This is a genomic window from Methylomagnum sp. (assembly GCF_054333355.1).
Genome location: NZ_JBTEKS010000024.1, coordinates 1 through 23,891, shown reverse-complemented (window position 1 = coordinate 23,891; position 23,891 = coordinate 1). Strand labels below are relative to the sequence as shown.

19 protein-coding genes are annotated in these 23,891 nt (G+C 62.0%); 8 read left to right on the top strand and 11 right to left on the bottom strand.

Annotated elements, in window-relative coordinates:
* The first annotated feature begins 365 nt into the window (after positions 1-365).
* Both ACXWUF_RS03730 and ACXWUF_RS03725 read left to right on the top strand, forming a co-directional pair.
* Positions 366-980, top strand: coding sequence for a response regulator transcription factor (locus tag ACXWUF_RS03730; RefSeq protein ID WP_458493316.1), 615 nt, complete (start codon positions 366-368; stop codon positions 978-980).
* Positions 981-1,379: 399 nt separating this feature from the next.
* Positions 1,380-3,662: a PAS domain S-box protein gene (locus ACXWUF_RS03725; protein WP_458493315.1), complete on the top strand. Its 2,283-nt coding sequence runs from the start codon at positions 1,380-1,382 to the stop codon at positions 3,660-3,662.
* 112 nt (positions 3,663-3,774) lie between these two features.
* Here ACXWUF_RS03725 and ACXWUF_RS03720 read toward each other — a convergent pair whose 3' ends face one another.
* Both ACXWUF_RS03720 and ACXWUF_RS03715 read right to left on the bottom strand, forming a co-directional pair.
* On the bottom strand, positions 3,775-4,557 hold the full coding sequence (locus ACXWUF_RS03720) for an OmpA family protein (protein WP_458493314.1): 783 nt from the start codon (positions 4,555-4,557) through the stop codon (positions 3,775-3,777).
* Positions 4,544-4,972: a DUF4398 domain-containing protein gene (locus tag ACXWUF_RS03715; RefSeq protein ID WP_458493313.1), complete on the bottom strand. Its 429-nt coding sequence runs from the start codon at positions 4,970-4,972 to the stop codon at positions 4,544-4,546. Before ACXWUF_RS03715 ends, ACXWUF_RS03720 begins: the two co-directional genes overlap by 14 nt.
* 241 nt (positions 4,973-5,213) lie before the next feature.
* Between ACXWUF_RS03715 and ACXWUF_RS03710 the strand changes: the two genes are divergently transcribed.
* Complete coding sequence (locus ACXWUF_RS03710; RefSeq protein WP_458493312.1) at positions 5,214-6,431, top strand: HD-GYP domain-containing protein; 1,218 nt, start codon at positions 5,214-5,216, stop codon at positions 6,429-6,431.
* A gap of 43 nt (positions 6,432-6,474) precedes the next feature.
* On the top strand, positions 6,475-7,452 hold the full coding sequence (locus ACXWUF_RS03705; RefSeq protein WP_458493311.1) for an Rpn family recombination-promoting nuclease/putative transposase: 978 nt from the start codon (positions 6,475-6,477) through the stop codon (positions 7,450-7,452).
* 49 nt (positions 7,453-7,501) lie between these two features.
* Here the strand turns inward: ACXWUF_RS03705 and ACXWUF_RS03700 are convergent, their stop codons facing one another.
* The 8 genes from ACXWUF_RS03700 to ACXWUF_RS03665 all read right to left on the bottom strand — a co-directional run bounded on the left by ACXWUF_RS03700 (position 7,502) and on the right by ACXWUF_RS03665 (position 18,705).
* Positions 7,502-10,792, bottom strand: a complete 3,291-nt coding sequence (locus tag ACXWUF_RS03700; RefSeq protein ID WP_458493310.1) for an efflux RND transporter permease subunit — start codon at positions 10,790-10,792, stop codon at positions 7,502-7,504.
* The gene (locus tag ACXWUF_RS03695; protein ID WP_458493309.1) at positions 10,789-11,871 is read right to left on the bottom strand and encodes an efflux RND transporter periplasmic adaptor subunit; all 1,083 of its coding nucleotides are present in this window, start codon (positions 11,869-11,871) and stop codon (positions 10,789-10,791) included. Before ACXWUF_RS03695 ends, ACXWUF_RS03700 begins: the two co-directional genes overlap by 4 nt.
* Before the next feature lie 44 nt (positions 11,872-11,915).
* Positions 11,916-12,251, bottom strand: a complete 336-nt coding sequence (locus tag ACXWUF_RS03690) for a CZB domain-containing protein (protein ID WP_458493308.1) — start codon at positions 12,249-12,251, stop codon at positions 11,916-11,918.
* Positions 12,252-12,278: 27 nt separating this feature from the next.
* Positions 12,279-12,716 (bottom strand): phosphate-starvation-inducible protein PsiE, encoded by a 438-nt coding sequence (locus tag ACXWUF_RS03685; RefSeq protein ID WP_458493307.1) that lies wholly within the window; start codon positions 12,714-12,716, stop codon positions 12,279-12,281.
* Between the two features lie 226 nt (positions 12,717-12,942).
* A complete protein-coding gene (locus tag ACXWUF_RS03680) occupies positions 12,943-14,313 on the bottom strand; it encodes a TolC family protein (RefSeq protein WP_458493306.1) in 1,371 nt (456 codons plus the stop codon).
* 416 nt (positions 14,314-14,729) lie between these two features.
* A complete protein-coding gene (locus ACXWUF_RS03675) occupies positions 14,730-15,830 on the bottom strand; it encodes a ribonuclease T2 family protein (RefSeq protein WP_458493305.1) in 1,101 nt (366 codons plus the stop codon).
* 190 nt (positions 15,831-16,020) lie between these two features.
* Positions 16,021-17,409, bottom strand: a complete 1,389-nt coding sequence (locus tag ACXWUF_RS03670) for a class II fumarate hydratase (protein ID WP_458493304.1) — start codon at positions 17,407-17,409, stop codon at positions 16,021-16,023.
* Positions 17,410-17,724: 315 nt separating this feature from the next.
* A complete protein-coding gene (locus ACXWUF_RS03665; protein ID WP_458493303.1) occupies positions 17,725-18,705 on the bottom strand; it encodes a cobalamin B12-binding domain-containing protein in 981 nt (326 codons plus the stop codon).
* A gap of 614 nt (positions 18,706-19,319) precedes the next feature.
* Here ACXWUF_RS03665 and ACXWUF_RS03660 point away from each other — a divergent pair.
* From ACXWUF_RS03660 to ACXWUF_RS03650, 3 genes are read left to right on the top strand one after another with little or no spacing between them, the layout of a single operon-like run.
* Positions 19,320-19,841 carry a hypothetical protein gene (locus ACXWUF_RS03660; protein WP_458493302.1) on the top strand — a complete coding sequence of 174 codons (522 nt, stop codon included), beginning with the start codon at positions 19,320-19,322 and terminating at the stop codon, positions 19,839-19,841.
* A 38-nt stretch (positions 19,842-19,879) separates the two neighbouring features.
* Complete coding sequence (locus tag ACXWUF_RS03655; protein ID WP_458493301.1) at positions 19,880-20,455, top strand: hypothetical protein; 576 nt, start codon at positions 19,880-19,882, stop codon at positions 20,453-20,455.
* Positions 20,445-20,795, top strand: coding sequence for a hypothetical protein (locus ACXWUF_RS03650; RefSeq protein ID WP_458493300.1), 351 nt, complete (start codon positions 20,445-20,447; stop codon positions 20,793-20,795). Before ACXWUF_RS03655 ends, ACXWUF_RS03650 begins: the two co-directional genes overlap by 11 nt.
* 112 nt (positions 20,796-20,907) lie before the next feature.
* Here the strand turns inward: ACXWUF_RS03650 and ACXWUF_RS03645 are convergent, their stop codons facing one another.
* Positions 20,908-22,995, bottom strand: a complete 2,088-nt coding sequence (locus ACXWUF_RS03645; RefSeq protein WP_458493299.1) for a TerC/Alx family metal homeostasis membrane protein — start codon at positions 22,993-22,995, stop codon at positions 20,908-20,910.
* A 367-nt stretch (positions 22,996-23,362) separates the two neighbouring features.
* Here ACXWUF_RS03645 and ACXWUF_RS03640 point away from each other — a divergent pair, with 367 nt between their 5' ends.
* On the top strand, positions 23,363-23,869 hold the full coding sequence (locus tag ACXWUF_RS03640; protein ID WP_458493298.1) for a redoxin family protein: 507 nt from the start codon (positions 23,363-23,365) through the stop codon (positions 23,867-23,869).
* Positions 23,870-23,891: the final 22 nt, after the last annotated feature.

Genomic DNA, 23,891 nt, shown 5'->3' with positions numbered 1-23,891 from the left:
CCCCCCCCCCACGCCGCCTTGCGCATGGGGCTTCCATGGTATTCTTTTCCTGCCACCCACCTCCGATCAGTCGCGAAGCCGCCACCACTCCGTCCCATGGATGGTATTGGCTAAGCTTAAAGAGGTATTGGAAACAGGTTTTTAATGGGTTTAATAAGCCGACGAAAATCCATCGGCCAAGTCTCTGGAAAGCTGGCGAATGCCAGATTTTCTGGGATTTCTCGAAAAATCAACAGGAATCAATATATACAAACCGATGGCCTTGATGGAGAATAAAAGCCTAGGTTTTCTGGAGTCCGGAAGCGCTTTCCGGTGTATTGGCCCGCAAACACCAATAGCATGATAATAAAACGGAAATTAAGTATATGGCTGTTAATGGATTAAGGGTTTTTATTGTTGATGACGATAGCGCCGTGTGCGAATCCTTATCGACCCTCTTGGAGTCCGAGGGCTTCGCTGTGACGGCGTTTCCTGGCGCCACCGAGTTCCTAGATGCGCTCAAACCCAGCCAGCAGGGCTGCGTCATCCTTGACATCAATCTTCCTCAAATATCCGGTCTCGACCTTCAGGCCATGCTCGCGGAGCGCGGCATCGACCTCCCCATCATCTTCCTGACCGGCTTCGGCGACGTGCCCAAGGCCACGACGGGCTTGAAGGCGGGCGCGGTGGACTTCCTAGAAAAGCCCGTCGATAACGATGTGCTGGTGGATGCGGTCCGCAAGGCGCTGGAAATCGGTGCCCAGCGCAGCGTCGAGAAGGCCCGCCAGCAGGAAGTGGAGGCGCTGTATTCCCACCTCACCCCCCGCGAGAAGGAAATCATCGTTCTCTTGGCTCGCGGCTATTCCGCCAAGCAGGTCGGGCGGGCGCTGGGCATCAGCCACCGCACCGCCGAAATTCACCGGGCACGCATCATGGAAAAGCTCGGCGTCCAATCCCTGGCCGATCTGGTGGCGCTCGCCATACGCATCGGCATCCGCTAAGCAAAATTACGTACACCCCTTCGTTACGTTAAGTCGTACTCTAACCGCGCTCTTCTTGGGGCGCGAGCAGGGTTCTTCTGGTCTGAATCCGGCCCGTCCATAAAGCTCCCAAGTTCCATTTTTCACGCGGCGGGAAACGCCCGGTGTGATTCGTTTCCTTCGGCGCCGCTCAGGGAACGGCCATCGCCGTAGGCCGGGCGGAGCCGAAGCCCGTTCCACCCACGCCAAGCATAGATGGCGCGTGAGAATTGGACTCCAGAACCAGCCGTGCCGTGAACCCTCTGGAGCGCAGGCTCAACTCACACTCCAAGGCGTCAGCCTCTCAGATATTTCACAAGGAACCCTGCGGACGATTCAAATTCGCGCCGCTTACGAACAGGAAAAAGGACGGAGGACTTAATGATTGGATTCACCAGCACCACCCATTTGAACCACATCCACCAAGCTCCCCAGGCGTTGCGCCCCTACGCCGCTGTGCTGCTCGCCACCGCCCTGGTCGCCGTCGCGCTGTTCTGGCTGCGGGAAGCCGGACATCCGACGCCGGACGTGCCCGCCTTGCTGGTGCCCGTGCTGCTGGGCGCTTGCCTGGGCGGCTTTCCCGCCGGGCTGTTCGCCATGGTGTTGGGATTGGTGGTGGACGGTCTCCTATTCCGGGACTTCTCGTTCGGCTTGGCGGCGCTCGCCCAACTCGGCCCGCGTTCGCCGCTGGTGGCCTATGTGGCGGCAAGCTTGCTGATGTCTCTGGTCGGCCATTGGCTGCGTCAGGCCGACCAAAGAAACCGCGATGTCCTGGAGAAGCAGCAAAGCTTGGAACATGAAATCGCCCGCCGCCGCAAGCTGGAAGAGGCGCTGGTCCGCAGCCAGCGCACCGTGAAGGCGCAATTGGCCGAAATCGAGGGCATCTACGCCACGGCGCCGGTGGGTCTGGCCTTGGTGGACCGCGAGTTGCGCTTCACCCGCGTCAACCGGCAGTGGTCGGAAATCAGTGGGCTAGCCCCCGAGGCGCATGTCGGGCGGTCCATCCGGGAGTCCGTGCCCCGGCTCGGCGAGGCGCTGGCGGTGTTCGCTGGCAAGGTGTGCCTGACGGGCGAATCCATCGCGGAGCGGGAAATCCGGGGCGGATTAGCCACCGACCCCGACGGGGAACGGGTTTGGCTGGCCAGTTTTGTGCCCTTGGAATCCGAGCGGGCGGGGGAAACCGGCGTGACCATCGCCATCCGCGACATCACCGAGCAGAAACGCTTCGAGGCGGCGCTCCGGGAGAGCGAGGAGAAATACCGGCAATTGACGGAATGGTCGCCCCATTGCATCTGGATGACCGACCCCGCCGGTTCCTTGGTGTACGCCAACCGCCATTGGCACGAATTCACGGGGCTGAGCCTGGAGACCGCCAAGGGACGGGGCTGGCTGTCGATGGTCCACCCGGACGACCGGGACCGGGTCGGGGAGCAATACCTCAACGCCTTGCGGGACGGCGCTCATCTGGAAACGGAATTGCGGCTGTGTTCCAAGCGGACCGGCGAATATCGCTGGCACATCATGGGTGCCCTGCCATTGCGGGGCCGGTTGGGAATGCTGTCTAGTTGGCTGGTGGTGGCGATGGATGTGCATCAAATCAAATCCGCCGAACAGGCGCTCCGGGCCACCGAGGCCCGCTTGCTGCTGGCTTTGGAAGCGGGCCAGATGGCGGTCTGGGAGAAGGGCGAGGCCAGTGGGAACATCACTTGGCTGGACCCGAAGGACCTGCGCTCCAGCATGAATCTCGAAGGCGAAATGGCGCGGTGGATCGAGACCTTATACCCGGCTTCGGAAGCCGCCCCGGTCGAATCCCATCACGCGGAATTCCGCGCCATGGGCGGCGACGGGCAGCCCCGTTGGGTGGAGGCCCGCGCCCAGCGTCTAACGGACGCCGCTGGCGAGTATCGGCTGGTGGGCATCCTGGCGGACGTGACCGAGCGCAAGCGGGTCGGCGAGGCGCTGCAAGAGGCCGACCGCCGCAAGGATGAATTCCTCGCGGTGCTGGCCCACGAACTGCGCAATCCGCTCGCGCCCATCCTGACTTCCGCCCAATTGCTGCGCCGCCGTGGCTTGGAGCGGCCCGACTTGATGGAATCCGCCACCGCCAGCATCGAGCGGCAGGTCAAGCACCTGAGCCGGTTGATTGGCGACTTGTCGGACATTTCCCGGATTGCGCGGGGCATGATCGAGCTTAAGCCGGAAATCCTGAACCTGGACGCGGTGGTGTCGCAGGCGGTGGAAGTCTGCCGTCCGATGATGGACAAGCAACGGCAGGAGCTATTCCTCGATTTGCCCGAGGAGCCTTTGCATGTCCAGGCCGACCCGGCCCGGCTGGCCCAGGTGATCGGCAATCTGCTCGTCAACGCGGCCAAGTTCACCCCGGCGGGCGGCAACATCCATTTGACGGTGGGTTGCGACGACAGCGGTCGGCAAGCGGTCATCAGCGTCCGGGACGAGGGCGTCGGCATCGACCCGAACAAGCTGGAGGCGATCTTCGACTCCTTTGTGCAGCTGGAGCGGCCCCAGCACCCCGGCCACAGCGGGCTGGGCATTGGGTTGGCCTTGGCGCGGCGGTTGATGCGGATGCAGGGGGGCGAGGTCAGCGCCTACAGCGCCGGGCCGGGCAAGGGCAGCCAGTTCACCATTCGGCTGCCTTTGCCCTGACTTTTGTGATGGGTGTGCGCGGATACACACATCCTATGAAATGACAGGGATATAACGGAATCCTTGATAAGCCGACTCGGTTTTGAAAACCGAGTCGGCTTTTGTCGGTGCTTTAGCCCTCCCGGCCAGCGCCTTCCTGTCCCGGCATGGGCAGATAAATCTCCACCCGGCGATTCTGCAAGCGTCCGGCGGACGTGTTGTTGGAGGCCACGGGGTAAGACTCGCCGAGACCCTCTGCCCCGATGCGCTCGGGATTGACGCCCGCCCCAATCAGGAAGGCCCGCACGGACTCGGCCCGGCGTTGGGATAGGTCGAAATTGTAGGACTCCGACCCTTGGCTGTCCGTGTGGCCCTCGACGATCACCCGTCGTTCGGGATGGTCCAGCAAGAACCGGGCGAGTTCATAAAGCCGCTGCTGCGCCCCCGGCTTGAGTCCCGCCCGGCCCGTTTCGAACAGCACATCCCCCAGGGTGATCATCGGTCCCCGCGCCGTGTTCTGCGCCTGCAAGCGCTCCCGTAATTCCCGCACCTCCCGATTGCGTGCTTCCAACAGCAGCTCGTCCCGCTTGCCCAGCAGCGCCTTGGCCTGGTTGGCCGCGACCTGGGTCTGGGCCTCGGCTTGGGCGATTTCCGCCTTGCGCTCGGCGAGGTAGGCGAGATGGGTGATTTCGTCTTGGCCGGACGCCGCCTCGGCGAGTCGCAGGCTTTGACCGGCCTCGGCCAGGGCCACTGGCGCGAATTTGGCGACATCGGCATTTTGCCGGGCTTGGGTGTACTCGGCCCGCGCCCGCGCCAAGGCCGGGTTATTGGGCGTGGCGCAGGCCGCGCATAACGCCACCAGCAGTCCCAGAATCAGTGCCCGCGATGCCGTGACATAAGGATTATGGATAGCCATGGCCGGTTCCTCCGCTGGGTGTCTCCGATTCCGTCGAACCTCGCTCCTGGGTTTGCCGACGCAAGCTGTCCATGGTCCGTTGCGCCTCATCCGTCGTGCGCTTGGCTTCTTCGCTTTTGGCTCGGGCCTCGGCGGCCTGGGCGTCCACTTGGGCCTCTTCCGCCAAGCGCCGCGCCCGCCGGTAATTCTCATCGCCCATGGCCTGCTTGGCGCGGGCGGATTTGTCCAGGGCGCGTTGCAAGTCGGCGGGGGCGTATTCCGAAGCCTTGGCGCTCATGGCCTGATTGACGGCCATGTCGGCGCTGGAAATGGCGGCGATGGGGGGATTGCTGGAACAACCGGCTATAACCGCCGAAATAATGGGAATCGACCATAAAGCGTGCCGGGCTATGGCTGAATAAAAGGGAATGGACATATTCAAACTCCTTTTGAACTATGAGTACAGGCTCCTGGAATCGCCATTCATGGCGCTCTATACTCATCTTGTTCGACCCGTGGCTGGACGGATTGTTTCCCTACTTCTCTGCGTTACAAAGGGATACCATTGGGCGTAATAATTGTGAGCGAGATAAAATAATATGTGCCGGTACTCGACCGTATTCCGATGAGTAATCGGTTGATTGGGACGCTTGTCGTTTTTGAGGAAATCTAAGGCTATGCATGTTCGATTATTTGATATGGTTTTGGCGCTCTCTGACGCGCTGGATTTGGTGGGCGTTGACAGCTTCATGCATGGCAAGCGGGTGGGCGTGATGGCGGCGAAGTGCGCGGAGTATCTGGGCCTGGACCGAGCCGCTCAGGCGCGTCTGTTGCGGGCCGGGCTGCTGCACGACTGCGGCGTGTCGTCCACCGTGGTGCATCAAAAGCTGTTGACCGACATGGCTTGGGCGGGCACCCACGAGCATTGCTTGCTGGGGCAGGCTTTGCTCGAAAGCTTCCCGCCCCTGGCCGATCTCGCCCCCATCGTCCGCCACCACCACACGCCTTGGGATCAGTTGCCCGCCGATTTGGACGAGAACCTGCGCCGCGACGCCAACTTGATTTTCCTCGCCGACCGGGCGGATGCCTTGACCGTTCCCTATTACGAGCATCCCGAATTCCTTTATCTGACTGGCGGAACCCGGTTTGAGATCGAGGGCCAAGCCGGGTCGGCGTTTCAGCCCGAACTGGTCCTGGCCTTTTTGGAGGCGTCCGAGAGCGAGTCGTTCTGGCTAAGCCTCGAACCCAGCGCCATGTGGCCGCACCTGCACGCCATGGGCACCGATCTCGCCATGGTGGAAATGGACACCGCCAGCCTGTACAAGCTGGCCGTGGTGTTTTCAAAAATCGTTGACGCCAAGAGTCCCTTCACCGTCGAGCATTCCCTGAATGTCTCGCGGATTTCCCGCTATTTGGCCGAGCAATCGGGCTTGGACGAGGAGACCCGCGACAAGGTCGAAATCGCCGGGCTGCTGCACGACATTGGCAAATTGCGGGTGCCCGATGAAATCCTGAACAAGCCGGGGCGGCTGGATTCCTCGGAGCGGGCCGCCATCATGCGGCATAGCTTCGAGACCTATCAGATTCTGCACCGCATCGCCGGTTTGGAGGAGATCGCCCTGTGGGCCGCCTATCACCACGAGAAGCTCAACGGCGGGGGCTATCCCTTCCACAGCCACGACGGCGAGATTCCCTATCCCGCCCGCATCATCGCCGTGGCGGATATTTATCAAGCCTTGGCGCAACGCCGACCTTATCGGCCACCCCTGGACCCGGCCACGGCCTTGAGTTATCTCAAGGAGCTGGCCGAGTCCGGCCATTTGGAGCCAACGGTGGTGGATCTGGTCGACAAAAACGCGGAGGCGTGTTGGCGGATTGCCAATGGGCAAGGTTGAGACGCCAGCCCGAGGTTGATTCCCACGGCCGATTAGGAGTCTCATGGACCACGACCACAGCTACAAACTCCTCTTCTCCCACTCCCACCGCGAAATGGTGGAAGACCTGCTGCGCGGCTTCGTCCGCGAAAACTGGGTGAGCGAACTGGACTTCTCCACCCTCGAAAAAGTCAATGACGGCTACGTCGCCGACGACCTCCGCGAGCGGGAGGACGACATCGTCTGGCGGGTGCGCTGGGGGCAGGGCTGGCTCTACGTGTACCTGCTGCTGGAGTTCCAGTCCACCATCAACCGCTTCATGGCCGTTCGCCTCCTGGCCTATCTGGGGCTGCTTTACCAGGACTTGATCCGCGCCGAGCAATTCGCCCCCGATGGCCGCCTGCCGCCAGTGCTGCCCGTGGTCCTGTACAACGGCAAGCCGCGCTGGACCGCCCCGCTGGACATCTCCGAACTCATCGCCGAAGCACCCGGCCAACTGGCCCAGTACCGCCCCCGGCTGCGCTATCTGCTGCTGGACGAGGGGCGCTACTCCACCAGCGAACTGGAACCCTTGCGAAATGTGGCGGCCGCCCTGTTCCGGCTGGAAAGCAGCCGCGCCCCCGAGGACGTGGAACGGGTGCTAACGGCCCTGATAGACTGGCTCAAGGCACCCGAGCAAGACTCGTTGCGACGGGCCTTCACGGTTTGGTTGAAGCGGGTATTCTTGCCGGGAAGGCTGCCCGGCGTTGAAATCACAAACTTTCACGACTTGCAGGAGGTGCAGAGCATGTTGGCAGAACGAGTGGTCGAGTGGACGCGGGATTGGAAACAGCAAGGATTAGAAGAGGGTCGGCTGGAAGGTCGACAAGAAGGTCGACAAGAAGGCGAAGCTGCGCTACTCCTGCGGCAGATGGAATTCCGCTTTGGTGCCTTGGATGAGGACGTTCGGCGGCGGGTACTCGCGGCGGATGCCGAAACCCTGCTGCGCTGGGGCGAGCGCATCTTCACGGCGGCGACACCGGAAGCCATGGTCGGGGATTAGGCATTGGACCGGCTCGGTTTCAAAAACCGAGTCGGTCTAAGCCGCAGGCCTATTCCCGGTTCAACAGGAAATACACCACCGGCACCACGTAGAGGGAGAAGGCGGTGGAGGCGAAGATGCCGAAGATGAAGCTCCACGCCAGCCCCGAAAAGATGGGGTCGAGGGTGATGACGAAGGAGCCGAACATGGCCGCCCCGGCGGTCAGGAAAATCGGCCTCATGCGGGTGGCCCCGGCTTCAATCAGCGCATCGGCCAAGGTCGCCCCGCCCGCCCGCAGCTTGCCGATGAAATCAATCAGGATGATCGAATTCCGCACCACGATCCCGGCCAGGGCGATCATGCCAATCATGGCGGTGGCGGTGAACAGGATGGGATTACCGAAGCCCGCTACAGGCTCCGCGAATAGCAGATTCAGCAGGGTGAAGCCGGGCATGATGCCGATGACCGTCAAGGGAATCGCCACCATGATGATGAGCGGCAAGCCCAGCGAATTGGTCTGCGCCACCAACAACACGTAAATCATCAGCAGCGCCCCGCCGAATGCCAGCCCCAAATCCCGGAACACATCCACCGTGATCTTCCATTCGCCTTCGCCCGCCAAATCCACCGTGTAGCCCTCCGGCAGCGGCTTCTTTTCCAACACATCGCCCCAGTCCAACACCGCTTCCACCGGCTCGTTGCCGGCCAGCTCGGCGGTGACGTAGTTCAGGCGCTTGAGGTTCTTGTGGTAGATGGTCAGGTCGGCGGGTTCTTCCACCGCATTGCCGATTTCGCCCAGTGGGATCAACGAGCCATCCAGCCCCTTGACCCGCAGCGTTTGCAAGTCGGCGATGCGGGAACGCTCGGCACGGGGCAGCCGCAACGTGATTTCCAACGGCGCCCGCTCGCTGGGCACATGCACCGCGCCGATGGCGACGCCTTGCAGCGCCGCCCGCAACGTTTCCGCCACTTCGGCGACGGTCACGCCATGCAGCGCGGCTTGTTCCCGGTCCAGCCGGTAATGGACGACGGTTTGCGGTTCGTCCACGTAGTCGTCCACATCGACGATGCCGGATAGCCCGGCCACATCGTCCCGCACCCGCTCGGTGACTTTCGCCAGTTCCGCATAATCCGCATCCAGCGGCCCATAGACCTCCGCCACGAAGGTGGACAACACCGGCGGTCCCGGCGGGGTCTCGACGATTTTCACCCGCGCCCCGTGCCGCTTGGCGATTAGCTCAATGTCCGGGCGAATGCGCAGCGCAATCTCGTGGGATTGCTGCTTACGGGCGTGCTGGGACAGCAGGTTGACGCGGATTTCCGCCTGATGCGGCTCCTTCCGCAGGTAGTAATGCCGCACCATGCCGTTGAAATCCATGGGCGAGGCTTCGCCCACGTAGGTCTCGAAGTCGGTCACTTCGTTGACGCGGGCCAGATAAGCGCCCAAGTCGCGGGCGGTGGCGTCGGTGTCTTCCAGCGTCGCGCCCCGTGGCAGGTCGATGACCAGTTGCAGCTCGTTCTTGTTGTCGAAGGGCAAGAGCTTCAAGGGCACGATGCGGACCACCGCCAGCATCGCTGAACCCACGAAAGCGATGAACACCACCCATAGGAACAGCTTGGCCTTGCCCGGCGCGTTCAGCATGGCGCCCAAAGTGCGGTCGTAGAAGCGGTATAGGCCGCTGTTTTTCAAATCGAAAGCATGTTCGGATGTGCCGTATTCACTCTTCAACAGGTAATAGCTGGCCCAGGGCGTGACGGTGAAGGCCACCAGCAGCGAGACCAGCATGGCGACCGGCACGTTGAAAGCCATCGGTCCCATGTACGGACCCATCATGCCGGTGATGAAGAACATCGGCAGGAACGACACGATCACGGTGAAGGTGGCGAAGATGGTGGGCGGACGCACTTCGTCCACAGCCATTAAAGTGGCTTCCAGGGCGTCGGGTCCGCTCTTCAGTTTGAAGTGGCGGAAGATGTTCTCCACGTCCACGATGGGGTCGTCCACCAACAGGCCCAGCGACAGGATCAGGGCGAACAGGGTCACGCGGTTGATGGTGTAGCCGAAGATCAGGTCGCATAGCAGGGTTAACCCCAAGGTCATGGGCACGGCCAGGGCGACGATGAAAGCTTCCTTCGGGCCAAGCGCGAAAGCCAGCAGCACGACGATGGTCACGATGGCGATGGTGAGGTGCTTCACCAACTCGTTGACCTTGTGATTGGAGGTTTCGCCCTGGTTGCGGGTGATGGTGACGCTTACGTCTTCGGGGATGAGCGAGCCGTAGAGGCTCTGGGTGGTGTCGATGACTTGCTCGGCCACGGCGACGGCGTTGGCGCCTTTGCGCTTGGCGATGGCTAGGGTGACGGCCTGGCGCTCCTCGCCGGGGTTGGCGGAAAACCCCTCCCCGGCCCTCCCCTTATCAGGGGAGGGAGTTAGTCCCCCCCCTGATAAGGGGGGGCTAGGGGGGGTTACCTCTCGACTCTCCGCCACCGCTGGGCCGAAGCCAATCCGCGTGTAATTCTCCGCCTCACCCGACCCGTCCTCGACCCGCGCCACATCGCGCAGATACACCAGCTTGCCGTTCTGCCCGGCGATGGGCGTCGCGGCCACTTCCTCGGCGCTGCCGAACAATGGACCCGCTTCCAGCTGCACCGAGCGGTTGGCCTGCTCGAACGTCCCTGCCGCCACATTCACATTAGCGGCTTTCAGCGCCCGTAGCAGGTCTAACAAGGCCACATCGTGCGCCGCCAGTTTGGCCGCGTCCGGGTGAACCAATACTCGCCGGGGTTCGCCGCCAACCACGGTGATTTTGCCGGTGTCGTCCACCCGCGCCAGCTTGTCCTTCATCTCGTCGGCCAGCCTTCGCAGGGCCGCGCCGTCGTAGGCGGGTTCCGGCGACGACAGGGTGAGCGTGACGATGGGCACGTCGTCGATTTCCACCGGCTTCACCGTCCAATTGGCGACCACGGGCGGGATGCGGTCCTGGTTGGACATGAGCTTGTTCCACACCTTGACCAGACTGTCCTCGCAGTCCTCGCCCACGTAGAAACGCACCGTGACCAGGGCTTCGTTCTCGCGGGAGGCGGAATAGACGTATTCAACGCCGTCCACTTCCCGCAGCAGCGATTCCAGCGAAGTCGAGACCAGCTTTTCCACTTCCTCGGCGGACGCGCCCGGCACGCTAATCATCACGTCGGCGACCGGCACGACGATCTGGGGTTCTTCCTCGCGGGGGGTCAGCATCAAGGCGGCGGCACCCGCCAGGAACGAAGCGATCAGCAGCAATAATGAGAGCTTGGACGTGATGAACAGATGGACGATTTGCGCGGTCAGGCCGCGTTCGACAGTGGCCGCCTTTTTCATGGATGCGCTCCCAGTTGCACGGTGTCGCCTTCCTTGAGTCCTGAGAGGATTTCCACCAGCCCGTCATGGCGCTTGCCGGTGCGGACATGGCGCAGCTTGGCTTGCCCCTCCACCACCAGCCGCACGCTTTCCAATTGGCCGATGCGGCTGACGGCGGCGTCGGGCACCAGCAGCGCATCGCTCTGGCCGCAGCTTTGCTGTAGCCAACCGAACGCGCCGGGCTGTACGCCGGAGTCTTCCGGCAAGCGGGCCTTGATCAGTACGGTGCGGGTCTTGGGATCGGCGGCGGGCTGGATTTCGTCCACCACGGCGGTGAATTCGCTCTCGGAATTGGCGATTTTGGCTTTGAGGGCGTCGCCGATTTTCACCAGCCCGGCGCAGTTGGCAGGGATGGCGCTTTCGATCCGTAACTGCCGCGACTGTTGCAGGGTCAGCACCGCCGCGCCGGGCAGGGCCATATCGCCGGGTTCCTGGTCGCGTTTGACCACCACGCCGTCGAATGGGGCTTTCAAGACGGTTTCCGCTAGCCGGGATTCGGCCTCGCGAATGGCGGCGCGGGCCTCGGCGACCTGGGCTTCGTTGCTGCGGGCGGCGGCGACGGCGGCGTCCAATTCCTGGCGGGTGGCGGCTTCCTTCTGGAAGAGATTCTGGAGCCGTCCGGCGTCGGCGCGGGTGCGATGGGCCTCTGCTTCGGCGGCGGTGAGAACGGAACGGGCTTGGCCGAGTCGGGCCTGGATTTCGGATTCGTCCAGCCGGGCCAGCACTTGGCCGCGCTTGACCGCATCGCCAGCCCGCACGGTGACGTCGAGGATGCGGCCCGGCAGCTTGGCCGAGACCTGGGCGACGGTTCTAGCGCTCACCGTGCCGGGCCAGGCGAACACCTCGTCCGCCGCCCGCCGGATCACTTTGGCGGTGGGACCGACGGGCGCTGTTTCTGCCGCGTGGGCTTCGCTCAGGCCGGGCAGGACTTTGTGTTCAAAGGCGCCTTGCATCCACATCAGTAGGAGTATCAGGCCGACGAAGGACAGCGCGGCGTAAATCAGTTTGGTTGGAGAGGAAGCGGGGGGGGGATGGGTCATGGATTTGCCTTTCGATTTGTTTTTCCTGTACGCGCCGGCCGGTATCAATCCGGGGTTTTCTCCAGCCTGTCGAGCAGGTTGATGAGCCTGGAGGAATAAAACCAGGCATCCCGCTTGTGCTGCTCGATATCGGAATTATCCGGGTGGATATGACCGGCGGATTCGTGGAATCGGCAATGGATTTCTTCCACCTGTTCGATCAAAGCCCGCTTTTTCTCGGAATAGTTTTCGAGATTCGGTTTGAGCGTGCTGTAAAACATTTTGCCGAACATACATTCGGTGGGTTGTTTGTGGGCGAATAGGGTTTTTCGCTCGATGCTTTTTTCTACGCCTTTGATATAAAGGATGTGTTGAACCATGTAATCAGAGAAATTAGCCATAAGGGAACCCCGCTCGGCTATGATGCTTCAAGTTTTCGGGCTATGGGATCGCCCATCTTCTGGGCAACCGTACTTCACGGCGGTGAATGACAAAACAAAAATCGCGGCGCTTAGAATCGCGATGGCACCAGTGATACTCAGCAGCAGGTACAAATGAAAGCTGTCCGATACCTTTTGCACGTCGATGACGAGATGCCGCGAAAGGGCTGTGATCGCGATATAGATAAGGAATTGCACCGGCAGGCGGCGGGTTTTGAAATAAATGCCGACCATCGCGCCCAATTCGAGGTAGATGAATAGCAACAATATATCTTCCAGGGGGGCGTGACCGGCCTGCATCATTTGCCAATAGTCATGGACCGCCGACCAAACTATCGTGGAGCCGATGCAGAACAGGGCCAGGCAATGGAATATATCCACCAGGCTGTCGCCGAGTTTTTCGATGACTTGGAATTTATCGTGCATCGTGGATTCCTGCTTGCTTGCTCGTTCCCACGCTCTGCGTCACTGCCGTTAAGTTAGAGTTTGAACCGTTCGCACTGAGGTATCGAAGTGTGAGCGGTTCAAACTTTAACCCGTTGAAATCCAAGCCGTTCATGCTTCTATACATCAGCACGAACGGCTTGGATTTCAACGGTGCCGCGCTTAACTTAATGGCAGTGACGCAGAGCGTGGGAATGATAGGAGTGTCTCACCGCCAATGCCCCACCGCCTTCCGCAACTGCGCCTCCGCCGCCTGCGATTCGTAGCGGGCGAGGATGGCCCGCAGCGCGGCGTCGGCGCGGTCGGTTTCGGCTTCCAGGTAGCGGGTGACGGTGGCGGTGCCGCCCCGGTATTGCTCGTGGACCAGGCGCAGCGCCTCGTCCGCCGAGGCGGCGCCGGCTTCGGCGACCTTTAGCCGCTGCAAGGCTTCGTCGAGGGTCGAGTAGGCCCGCCGCAATTCGTCCTCGATTTCCAGCTTGGTGCGCTGCTCCACCGCCTGGGCTTCCACTAGCCGCCGTTCCGCCGCCGACACGCGGGCCGAGACGGCCCCGCCCGCGAACAAATCCACTTCGGCGCTGACCCCGATGGTGCCGTTGTCCCGGCCCGTGGAGAAATCCGGCGAGCGGCTGTTCTGGCCGTAAGCCGCGTAGGCGTTGACGCGGGGCAGATGGGCGCCCTTGGCGGCTTCCAACTCCTGTTCGCGGATTTGCACCTGATGGGCCGCCGCCTGGGTTTCGGGGCGTTGGGTCAGGGCTAGCTCGAACAGCTTGTTGAAACCGTCCGGTTTGGCGGGTAGCGGAGGGTCCACTTTGACCGGTTCGGGGAGTTCTCCGGCGGCGGAACCCAGCAAGGTTTTCAGGGCGGAGCGGGATATCTCGATGGAGTTGCGGGCCTTCAATTCGGATTCGTAGGCGGCCATCGCCCGGACTTCCAGGGATAGCACGTCGGCCTTGAGCGCCATGCCCTCCGCCACCCGCGCCTTGGTATGGTCCAGTTCCTTGCCCACGGTCTCCACCGAGCGGTGCGCCACCTCGGCCTGTTGCGGGGCCGACAGCACGGCGTAATAAGCCGCCGTCACCGCCGCCGCCAGCCGGTTGCGCAGCCCGGCGCGTTCCAGTTCGGCGGCTTCGACGCCCAATTCGGCGGCTTTCTTGAGGTAATAATCTTGGCCGCCCCGGTACAGATTCCAGGTGCCGACGATCTCGGGCCGGAAGTTCTCCACCCAGCCCGGATGGTTGATGTCCATGCCGAAGTTGAAGCGGCGCTGGGCGACGATGTTGGCGAAGGCCGTGGCGGGATTGTCCGAATAGGTGTAGTCCACCCGCGCCGTGACTTTTGGGTAGAACCCCGCGGCGACTTCCGCGACGCGGGCCTCGGCCTCGCCGATGCGGGCGGCGGCGGCGGCGAGGTCGGGATTCTGGGCGAAGGCGAGGTCGATGGCTTCCGGCAGGGTGAGGGCATGGCGGGCTGTTGGCGCTGGCTTGGCCGGGGGTTCCGCCGCGCCGACAGTCGCCATCCAAGCCAGACAGACCGCCGCCAGAAGCCAGCGCGGCGGGGCCAAGAATCGCTGTGAAATCATGCTTCGCCTTCCCAAAAAAGCCGCTGCGCTGGTGCGCTCGCGGCGTGAATATAAGCAAGTATTAATATAGCTTCAAGTGTCAGGCTTGTCGATGGCGGGGAAAAAGGCTAGAGCTCTGTCATGCGTCGAATGACGTGTAGCCTATAGGATGGTGCGCCATGAAGAACCACCGAATTTTGAAAAGGCCGCGGCGCACGGTAACCCATCAGCAGGCCGACATCGCCCGATGGGTTACGGCGCACGGCCAGAATCGCCAGGGTTTTCGGCCTCATGCCAAGTGCGCCTCCACCCATCCTATCGGCTATCGTTTTCAAATATGACGGGGTTTGGCCCCACATTACAGGGCTGACAAAGCACTAGAGACGAATCGGATGTGGAAAGGCCGCCCCGATTTTATAAACCGAGTCGGCCTATCTTCACTGCAAACCAATCGCATCCACCACAATTCGTCCCGCGCAATTGCCCCGCGCCCCGGCTTTCGGTGCCTGCTGAATCAGCGTCTTCAAATCCATCCCAGGCCTCACCCCGGATGGTAGGTTGATGTGAACGCCGGTCAAAAGCTGACCGTCGGCGCTGCACTCGATGTTCATCTTGCGGCGGGCGCCCGAGCCGAACGACTGATCCACCTGTTGGAAGAGTTCCTCCCGCCGAATCTGCTGACCCAGCTTGCCCGCCATGAACGCCCCAATACCGGACTGGTTGAACTGCCGGGCCAAGTCGGCGGCGATGGTGAAATAAGCGTCTTCCGGGTAGCCGGTGCAAGCGCCGTGCTTGTGCCACTCGTGCCGTTCCAGCCCGGAACCCGCCGTCACGCTGGGCATGATCGGGCCAAGCGCTTGCCGGGTGGCGTCGCTGAGATTGATGGCCGGGTAGCCGGTGAAGGGCTTCATTTCATGGTCCACCGCGCCGCAGAAGCCCATGCCCTTGCCGCAGCCGCGCTGGTTCGGCCACAGCCCGTGCAGGGTGAAGTTGCGGGCCTCGTAGGCGTTGGGGTCGCTGTTGCGGCACTCAGGGATTTCGTCCAAGTTGCGCTTCTGGGTCTCGCAGAAGCCCGGCTGCCAACTCAGGGCCAGCACATAGGCGTCGATCTTGCCGCAAGTCCGGCACGCCTGTTTGCTGGGCGCGGGCGTGGGGCAACTCGGGCCGCTGGGCATGGGTGGTGGCGGGGCGGCGGGTGCCTCGGCGGTGGTGGACGTGGCTTTCCCGGCGAAGGCGGACGGCGGCGATTTGGGCGGATACTCGCCGCAGGTCGCGCTGACCCAGCGCTCCTTGGGTTCGGCACCGTCGATGCGGAGGCGATACCAGTCCGGGTTGACGGGCAGATTCACTTCGAATACCGGATAAATCTGTCCCGGCACCAGCCGCACCCCGCCGGGGTTGGTTTGCTGGGCTTTCGAGGCATAGGCCGGGCAATCGGTGGCGGCGAGGAAGCTGCCATCCACCAGTTTCGCCCCGTGGGCCGGGTTCAGGCAGAGCAGGGTGAGCAGGAGGGCGAGAAGCTGGCTGGCCCGAACCATGATGTTGTTCTCCGAAGTTCTTAATTTGTAGGGTGGGTTAGGCGCACTTTATGTAGGGCTTGATATTTCTCTGAGGGCTACCGTGCGCCGTAACCCACCGTCCTAACGGGCATGGTGGGTTACGGCGCACGGTAACATTATCGACAATCGCAAATCCGACGTAATGTGCGCCTAACCCACCCTACGTTAATTAGGCCGAAATGCCGCCCGCCGTCAGCTTGGCCGGGTCGAGCAGGCGCGCCAGTTCTTCCCGCGAAATATCCGTCATCTCCGCCGCCACGTCGAGGATGGGCCGCTGTTGCTTGTACGCGGTCTTGGCGATGTCCGCCGCCTTCAAATAGCCGATGACCGGATTCAGCGCCGTCACCAGGATGGGGTTCAGGGCCAGGGCTTTCTTCAAGTTATCCTCGCGCACCGCGAAACCGATGATGGCTTTATCGGCCAACAGGCGCGAAACATTGGCGAGTAACTCAATGCTTTGCAGCAGATTGTAAGCAATCACCGGCAGCATGACATTGAGTTGGAACGAGCCGGACTGACCGCCGATGGTGATCGTGGCGTCGTTGCCGATGACCTGCGCGGCCACCATGCACACGGCCTCGGGAATCACCGGGTTGACCTTGCCGGGCATGATGGAGCTGCCCGGTTGCAGCGCGGGCAGTTCGATTTCGCCCAATCCCCCCAGCGGGCCGGAATTCATCCAGCGCAGGTCGTTGGCAATCTTCATCAAGCTGACCGCCACGGTCTTCAATTGGCCGGACAATTCCACCGCCGCGTCCTGGCTGCTCAGGGATTCGAAGAATGAATCGTTGGGCGTGAAGGGCAGGGCGGTTTCGCGGATGAGGGCGTCGGCGAGGCGGGCGGCGAATTCGGGATGGGCATTGATGCCGGTGCCGACCGCCGTGCCGCCCTGAGCCAGCTTGTAGACGCGGGTCAGGCTCATTTGCACGCGGGCGTGGGCGTTACGGATTTGCAAAGCCCAGCCGCCGAGTTCCTGGGCCAGCGTGATGGGCATGGCGTCCATCAAATGGGTGCGGCCCGTCTTGACGGCGCTGTCGAGGGTGGCGGCTTTGGTTTCGATGGCGGCGCCGAGGTGCTCGAGGGCGGGCAGCAGCTTCTCGTGGCACTCAATCGCCGCGCTGACGTGGATGGCGCTGGGGATGGTGTCGTTGCTGCTCTGGCCCATGTTGACGTGGTCGTTGGCGCTCACCTTCTGGCCGCTGGCGCGGGAGGCGAGGGTGGCGATGACCTCGTTGGCGTTCATGTTGGCGCTGGTGCCGGAGCCGGTCTGGAACACGTCCAAGGGGAATTGGGCGAGGTGCTGGCCGTCGATGATTTCCTGGGCGGCGTCTTCGATGGCCGTGCCGAGGGCGCCGTCCAGCACGCCCAACTCGACGTTGACCCGCGCCGCGCATTTCTTGACCAGCGCCAGGGCGCGGATGAAGGCGGGCGGCAGGGTCAGGCCGCTGACCGGGAAGTTGTCCACGGCGCGTTGGGTCTGGGCGGCGTAGAGGGCGGCGGCGGGCACGCGCAGCTCGCCCATGCTGTCTGCTTCGATGCGGAAGTTGGTTTCTGTCATGTGAGTGGGGGAAAAGTGGCTGAAAAAGAGGGCGGGAATGATACCAAGCGGAGGAAGTGGGGGTGGCGGCGGGTTGGGGGAAAGCGTGTTTACTGGTTGGGCTGTTGGGTGGGCGCTGATGCCGCTCTTAGCTCTTATATCCGGTAGGGAATTCGGATGCTTAGCATGGCTGACGCGGATGTCGAACAAGCCGTTCATTCCGGCCACTCGGTGCGTAGACGTTGCTGATATTCGAGGCCGTCAACAGGCGGGTTATGACGACGCCACAAGCCAAAGGCTTCGTCGGCAGCGGATTTGTGGGCTTCCCCGCGCAGGTCAGCGCCCCCATTGGTCGGCGACGGCGAGCGCGGTTTGACCGTCCGGCGCCCAGCCGTCCGCCCCGAGCCGCTGCCAGAGCGTGCTGTCCACATTGAACGGCGCGCCCCCCACCAAAATTTTGACGCCCGCGCAGCCAGGGGAAGCGCGGACGGCTTGGATGATGTCGGACACGGCACCGAGGTGGGAACCCAGCGTCACCGAGGTGGCCAGGATATGGGCGTCGTGTTCGATCAGCGTGTTGATGACCGATTCGGTGGGCACATCGGCGCCCAGGAACACCGTGTCCCAGCCGTTCATTTCAAACAGGTCGGACACCATGCGGACACCGATCTCGTGCGGTTCGCCCGCCACGCAGGCGGCGACCAAGCGGCCTTGCTTGGCGCTGCCGTCGAAAATCGCTGGGAATAGTTGCGACATGACCATCTGGGCCACGGCGGTGCAGTAGTGTTCGTGGCCCACGGTGATTTTATTGATATGCCAGAGCCGGCCCAGTTCGTAGAGGACCGGGGTGATGACGTCCAGATAAATGCCCGGGATCGAGACGCCCTTGGCGACCGCCCCATGGATTTTCGCGACGGCGTGGCTCCGCTTGAGATTCAGGCAATCGTGCAAGAAGCCCTCCGCCAGGGCTTTGTGGGGATTGTCCTCGGTCAGATAGGATTGCGAGGCGGGATGGCCGCGGTTCAGCTGGTCCAGGGCGTCCGCCAGATGGCCCTGGGCGACGGCCACCCAGTCGCCGGTGGCGCTGAGCTTGAGTTGGCCGCTCATGGCGTTCAGGCAGTCCCGGAATTGCTCGGAATCGCCGCCGCTGGTGAGCAGCAGGACATGGGTCCAGGCCGCGTACTCGGTGAACAGCCCCGGCAGGCGGCAGCGCACGGCTTCGCCCAGAAAGGCGAAATGGGTCTCCAGGTCGAACACCATCCTCCAGCGTTCGTTGTCGCTGAAGTTGAAGGCGCTGGGATCCCAGCGTTCGCGCACCAGGTTAGCCAGAATTCGTCGGTGCCTCACCAACTCGCTTTCGCTAGTTATTTTTATTCGCATATCCTGCCCATTGGGTGCGATGGCCGAGGAAACATAAATTGGACTTTGGCGGCCTTGATTCTAATAAGCATTTTTACTTGGCGCTTGGCTTGGCTAATACCTAAGCGTGGTTGGACCCAAGGACTGGGATAATTACCGCGAAGGTGGTTATTATCGGTGGCCCAATCGAACTTTTAATAGTTTAAACGCAAAACTCAAACCAGGAGTTGGGCTAAATGTTAGGTGTGCTTCCGTTTTCTCCCGCTGGAGAAGGAAAGCGCCCGGTTTCATGCGCATAGCGCGATTGCCCTGATGTGCTGGTTCCCAAGCCCCGCTTGGGAACCAGCTAGTAATTTTCCAAGGCAAGCTTTGGACTCCACAAACCGCTTAACTTAATGGCCGTGGCTTGCGCGATGGGGACAACGATCCCCCTCCCGACGGAGTTGCTCAATCTGGCTTATCAATACATTGCCGCAAAAAGAACAGACAGGCTCGCGGGTCTAAGGGAAAATAACCGGGCAGGGCGGGTGCCCCGTCCCCCATTCCCCGTGACAGACAAGGCAGGTTTGTTAATGGCTAAAATCCCCGACGCTTATCTGAACATCATCGCCCCGTTGATCCACACGGCCCGTGGCTTCCTGGAAAACGGCGAGAAGCTGGCCCCCGTGGCCTTCGTGGGCAATTTTGAAACCGGCATCGCGATTCCGATCCTGCTGGACAGCGCCAGCAGCGAGGCCAAGGACTACTCGGCCCGCGCCATCAAGAAGGTGGCCGAGGAGTATGGGGCGGACTTCATTTTCATGATGATGGAAGCCTGGACGCTGCGGAAGGACAAGGTCTCGGAGATGCGGGAAATCCTCGACCGCTACGGCTCCATCGGCGCCAGTCCCTACGCGGTCGATATCATCGCCATGACCCTGGAGACCCTGCATGGCGTGTGGGTGGCCGAGGTGTTCGTCAAGCCGAAGGGCGCGTCCAAGAAAAAGCGGACCTTCGATGAGCCGGAATTTCAACTGTTCAAGGAAATCGAGGGGCGGTTCGTCGATTTGCTGCCCCGGAAATTCGGGCATGGACCCACTGGAACACTGCATTGACTGGGTTCCCACCATCACTAATAACAGAGCCAACCATCATGAGCGCGGAATCCGAACCCCTCCTAGAAAACCTCCGGGTCATCCTCTACCACAAGCACTCCACCAGCGCCCGGACGCTGTTCCTGCGCCACGGGCACGGCGGGGTGTGTATGCCCCAGCCCTTGCCAAGCTTGGCGACGGTTCTGGACGAGGAAGCCCCGCCGCCGGTCGGTGCCGCCGTTCATCCCGCCTCTCTGGCCCAAGCGTTGTGCCGGTGCCTGGGGTTCCCGCCCGAGAGCATCGAGATAGACGCCGAATTCGCGGCCCAGGTGGACACGCCCGGCCAGCTTCTGCCGGTTTATCTGGCCCGCTTCAAAGCCATGGACCCGCCCCGCGAGGAGTTCGCCGGACAGGGCGGCCGTTTCTGCGCCCTGACCGAATTGCGCGGCGGCGGAGATGGAATTGCTGCGGCGGGCCTATCAGGCGGTGTTGGGCGGGTAGCGGCTTGGCCGATGGCGCTCCGCCTCTTGACGCCGGCTGGTCGTGGGAATGGTCGCCGGACGTTTGGGGCGAGCAGGAAGTTTTGTTGCGGGGTATCCGCACCGGAATCGAGGTGTTGCCACCATGAAAATTGACCAAGAATGGCTGCTTTCCAATATCGAAGCCAAATTGGACGATGAGTGCGTCGTGAAAGCGGCGGCGTTATTGCGAGATAACGAGGCTCATGTGATGGATGGAGACCCCGCTCACGAGAAAGCGCGGTGGCTGTTGCAGACTTTAAAAGCCCGTCAAGAGATTTCAGCCAGAACGGGAAAGCGGATTTTTGGACTCGATAAAATGATCGCCCGTTTGGCCGAGATGGAGGAGAACGCCGTGGTGTTGGGCTATGGAATCATTTCCTCCCACGCCGCCGGGAATATTTACTTCGCCGAAAAAGGGCATCGTGGTTTGGGAGCGATTTTAGTTGACCGATGACGTGGCCTCGCTCGTTTCCAGTTTCCAATCCAAACATCCGCTTCGGAGCGCCGGTCTTGGAAGTTCCGGCCCTCTCGAATCAGCCAGCCAAAGCGCGGGCAACAGCGCCCCCTCACCGCTCAAACAGCAGCATCAAATAAGCCAAAAACAGCAGCAAATGCACCGCCCCCAACAGCACGTTGGTCCGGGTGCCCGCGAAAGTCAGGCTGCTCACCGCCAACGTCAACACCAATAGGATGGTGTTGACGTTGCTTAAGCCCAGCACGATGGTCTGCCCCGTCAAAAAGCCAATGGTCAGAATCGACGGAATGGTCAGACCGATGGTCGCCAACGCCGAACCCAGCAGAATATTCACCGCCCGCTGCAACTGATTGGTCAGCGCCGCCCGTGCCCCGCTCAGCGACTCCGGCGACAAAATCAACGCTGCCACCAATAAGCCACCCAAAGCCGCCGGGGCGTGAAAAGCCCGGATGCCGTAGTCGATGGGCACCGCCAGTTGCTTCGACAAAAACACCACCGGCAGCAAATAGGCCAGCAACAAGGCGATGTGATACGGCGTGGACCGGGTTTCCAAGCCGTGCGCGGGGGCGTCGTTATCTTGGCTGGATTCCTCCGGCTCCACGAAATACTCCCGGTGGCTCAGGTTCTGAATGGCGAGAAACACGCCATACAGGGCAATCGACATCACGATCAGAAAGCCCGATTGAACCGGCGATAGGGTGGGGCCGGGCGTCGAGGCCGTGAAATTGGGCAGCACCAAGCCCAGCACCGCCAAGGGCACAATCACCGCCAGAAAAGCGCTGGCCCCTTGCAGGTTGTAGGTTTGTTCGCGGTAGCGCATCCCGCCCAGCAGCAGCGACAGGCCCACCATCCCATTCAGCATAATCATCACCACCGCGAACATCGCGTCCCGCGCCAGGGTGGCGTTGCCGTTTCCCGCCAGCATGATGGCCGACAACATCATCACCTCGATGCCTGTGACGGACAGGGTCAGCACCACCGTCCCCAGCGGTTCCCCCAGCCGGACGGCCAGACCCTCCGCGTGCCGCACCACGGCAAAGGCGGACAGCGCGATAACGCTGAACAGCCAGCCCAGCATGAACGCGAACCAAATCGGGTTGCCCAAATCGGCCAGCCAAGCCTTCCCGTACGCCAGGAACGCGGCGGCGGTGGCGAGATTGAGCAGCAACGGCCATTCCTGCCATGGCTTCACCCGTCGCCGGATCTTGGCGTGTTTCCCGACAGTCAGGTGCCGCTCACGAATCAGCGAGGCGAGAACGCCCGCCAGCAGCACCACGGCAATGGCACCCAGGGTGAAATAGGTGAGGTGGGGAACCTCATGCAGGGAGTCCTTGAGCAGCATCTTCACGCCCACCAAGGCCATCAGCACGGCCAGCGACAGCTTCAAGTAATGGAATTTCGCCAGCATCCCGGCCAGGGCGAAATACAGCGAGCGCAGCCCCAGGATGGCGAACACGTTGCTGGTGAAGACGATGAACGGGTCGTCGGTGATGGCGAAAATGGCCGGGATCGAATCCACCGCGAACACCAAATCGCTGGCTTCCACCAGCAGCAGGGCGAGGGCCAGCGGCGTGAACTTGCGCTGTCCCGCCACCCGCACGGTGAAGTGCTGGCCGTGATATTCGTCGGTGACGGGCAGCCAACGCCGCGCCAGCCGCACCAAGCGGTTGTTTTGCAGGTCGGATTCGTGGCCGGCGCGCAGCATCCGAATGGCGGTGAAAATCAGGAAGACGCCGAACACGTACAGTGTCCAGTGAAAGCGCCGGATCAACAGCGCCCCGGCCAGGATCATCCCGGCCCGCATCGCCAGCGCTCCCAGGATGCCCCAGTACAACACCCGGTGCTGCTGCTCGGGCGGCACCCGGAAATAGGAAAAAATCAGGGCGATGACAAACAGGTTGTCCACGCTCAGGGATTTTTCCAGGACATAGCCGGTGAAGAACAAGGCCGCCGCCTCGCCGCCGTCGGCGATGTCCCCGCCCGGCGCCAGCCCCAGCCAGCGGTGTTCGTAGGCGAAATAGAGGAACCCGTTGAAGAGGAGGGCAAGGCCGATCCAAACGCCGCTCATGAGCAGGGCTTCCTTGACCCCAACGGCGTGGGCCTTGCGGTGGAATACCGCCAAATCCAGGGTTATCAGCAGGAGAACGAGCAGGACGAAACCGATCCACATCCATGGCATGGGCGAATTCCTTTTTTGTGGCTGGAAGCAGTGGGGTGGGTTAGGCGCAGGTCACAGAAAGCTGGCTGTCCATTGTTATGCCGCCGTGCGCCGTAACGCACCGTCCCGGTCGACATGGTGGGTTACGGCGCACGGTAACAACGACGGGAATATTCAACCTTCCCTGATGTGCGCCTAACCCACCCTACGAATACGACCCGCGCAACTCGCCCGGCGTTCGCCTCACCGGGCCGGGCTGTTACCCTGAAAAACCTGGCTAAATCCATGAAATATCAATGGTTTTAATCCTAATGCGGGCTTTGACTTCCATCCGGGCTTGCGCCATCCTCTAGCCTCCATCACATAACACCACCGCAAGGAGTTCCCCATGACCATCCAAGTTGGAGACCGCCTGCCCGAGGGCACGCTAAGCGAATCCACCGAATTCGACTCCGCCACCGGCTGCCCGATGAAGCCGCAGGCGGTGGACGTTCCCGCCGCCGCGAAGGGCAAGAAGATTGTGATTTTCGCGGTGCCCGGGGCTTTCACGCCGCTCTGCTCCGCCCAGCACGCGCCCGGCTACATCAACCACTACGACCAACTGCAAGGGAAGGGCGTGGACGAGGTGTGGTGCCTGTCCGTCAACGACGCCTTCGTGATGGCCGCCTGGGGCCGCGACTTGAAGGCCGCCGGCAAGGTCCGCATGATGGCCGACGGCAGCGCCGAGTACGTCCGCAAGCTGGGCCTGGAGCAGGACATCACCGCCAAGGGCATGGGGGTGCGTTCGCTGCGCTTCGCCCTGATCGCCGACGATGGCGTCGTGACCCATCTCGCCGTCGAGCCGCCCGGCACCTTCGAAGGCTCCAAGGCCGAATCCATCCTCGCCCAGCTTTGACCCGCCTCCAGTGGGAAAGCGG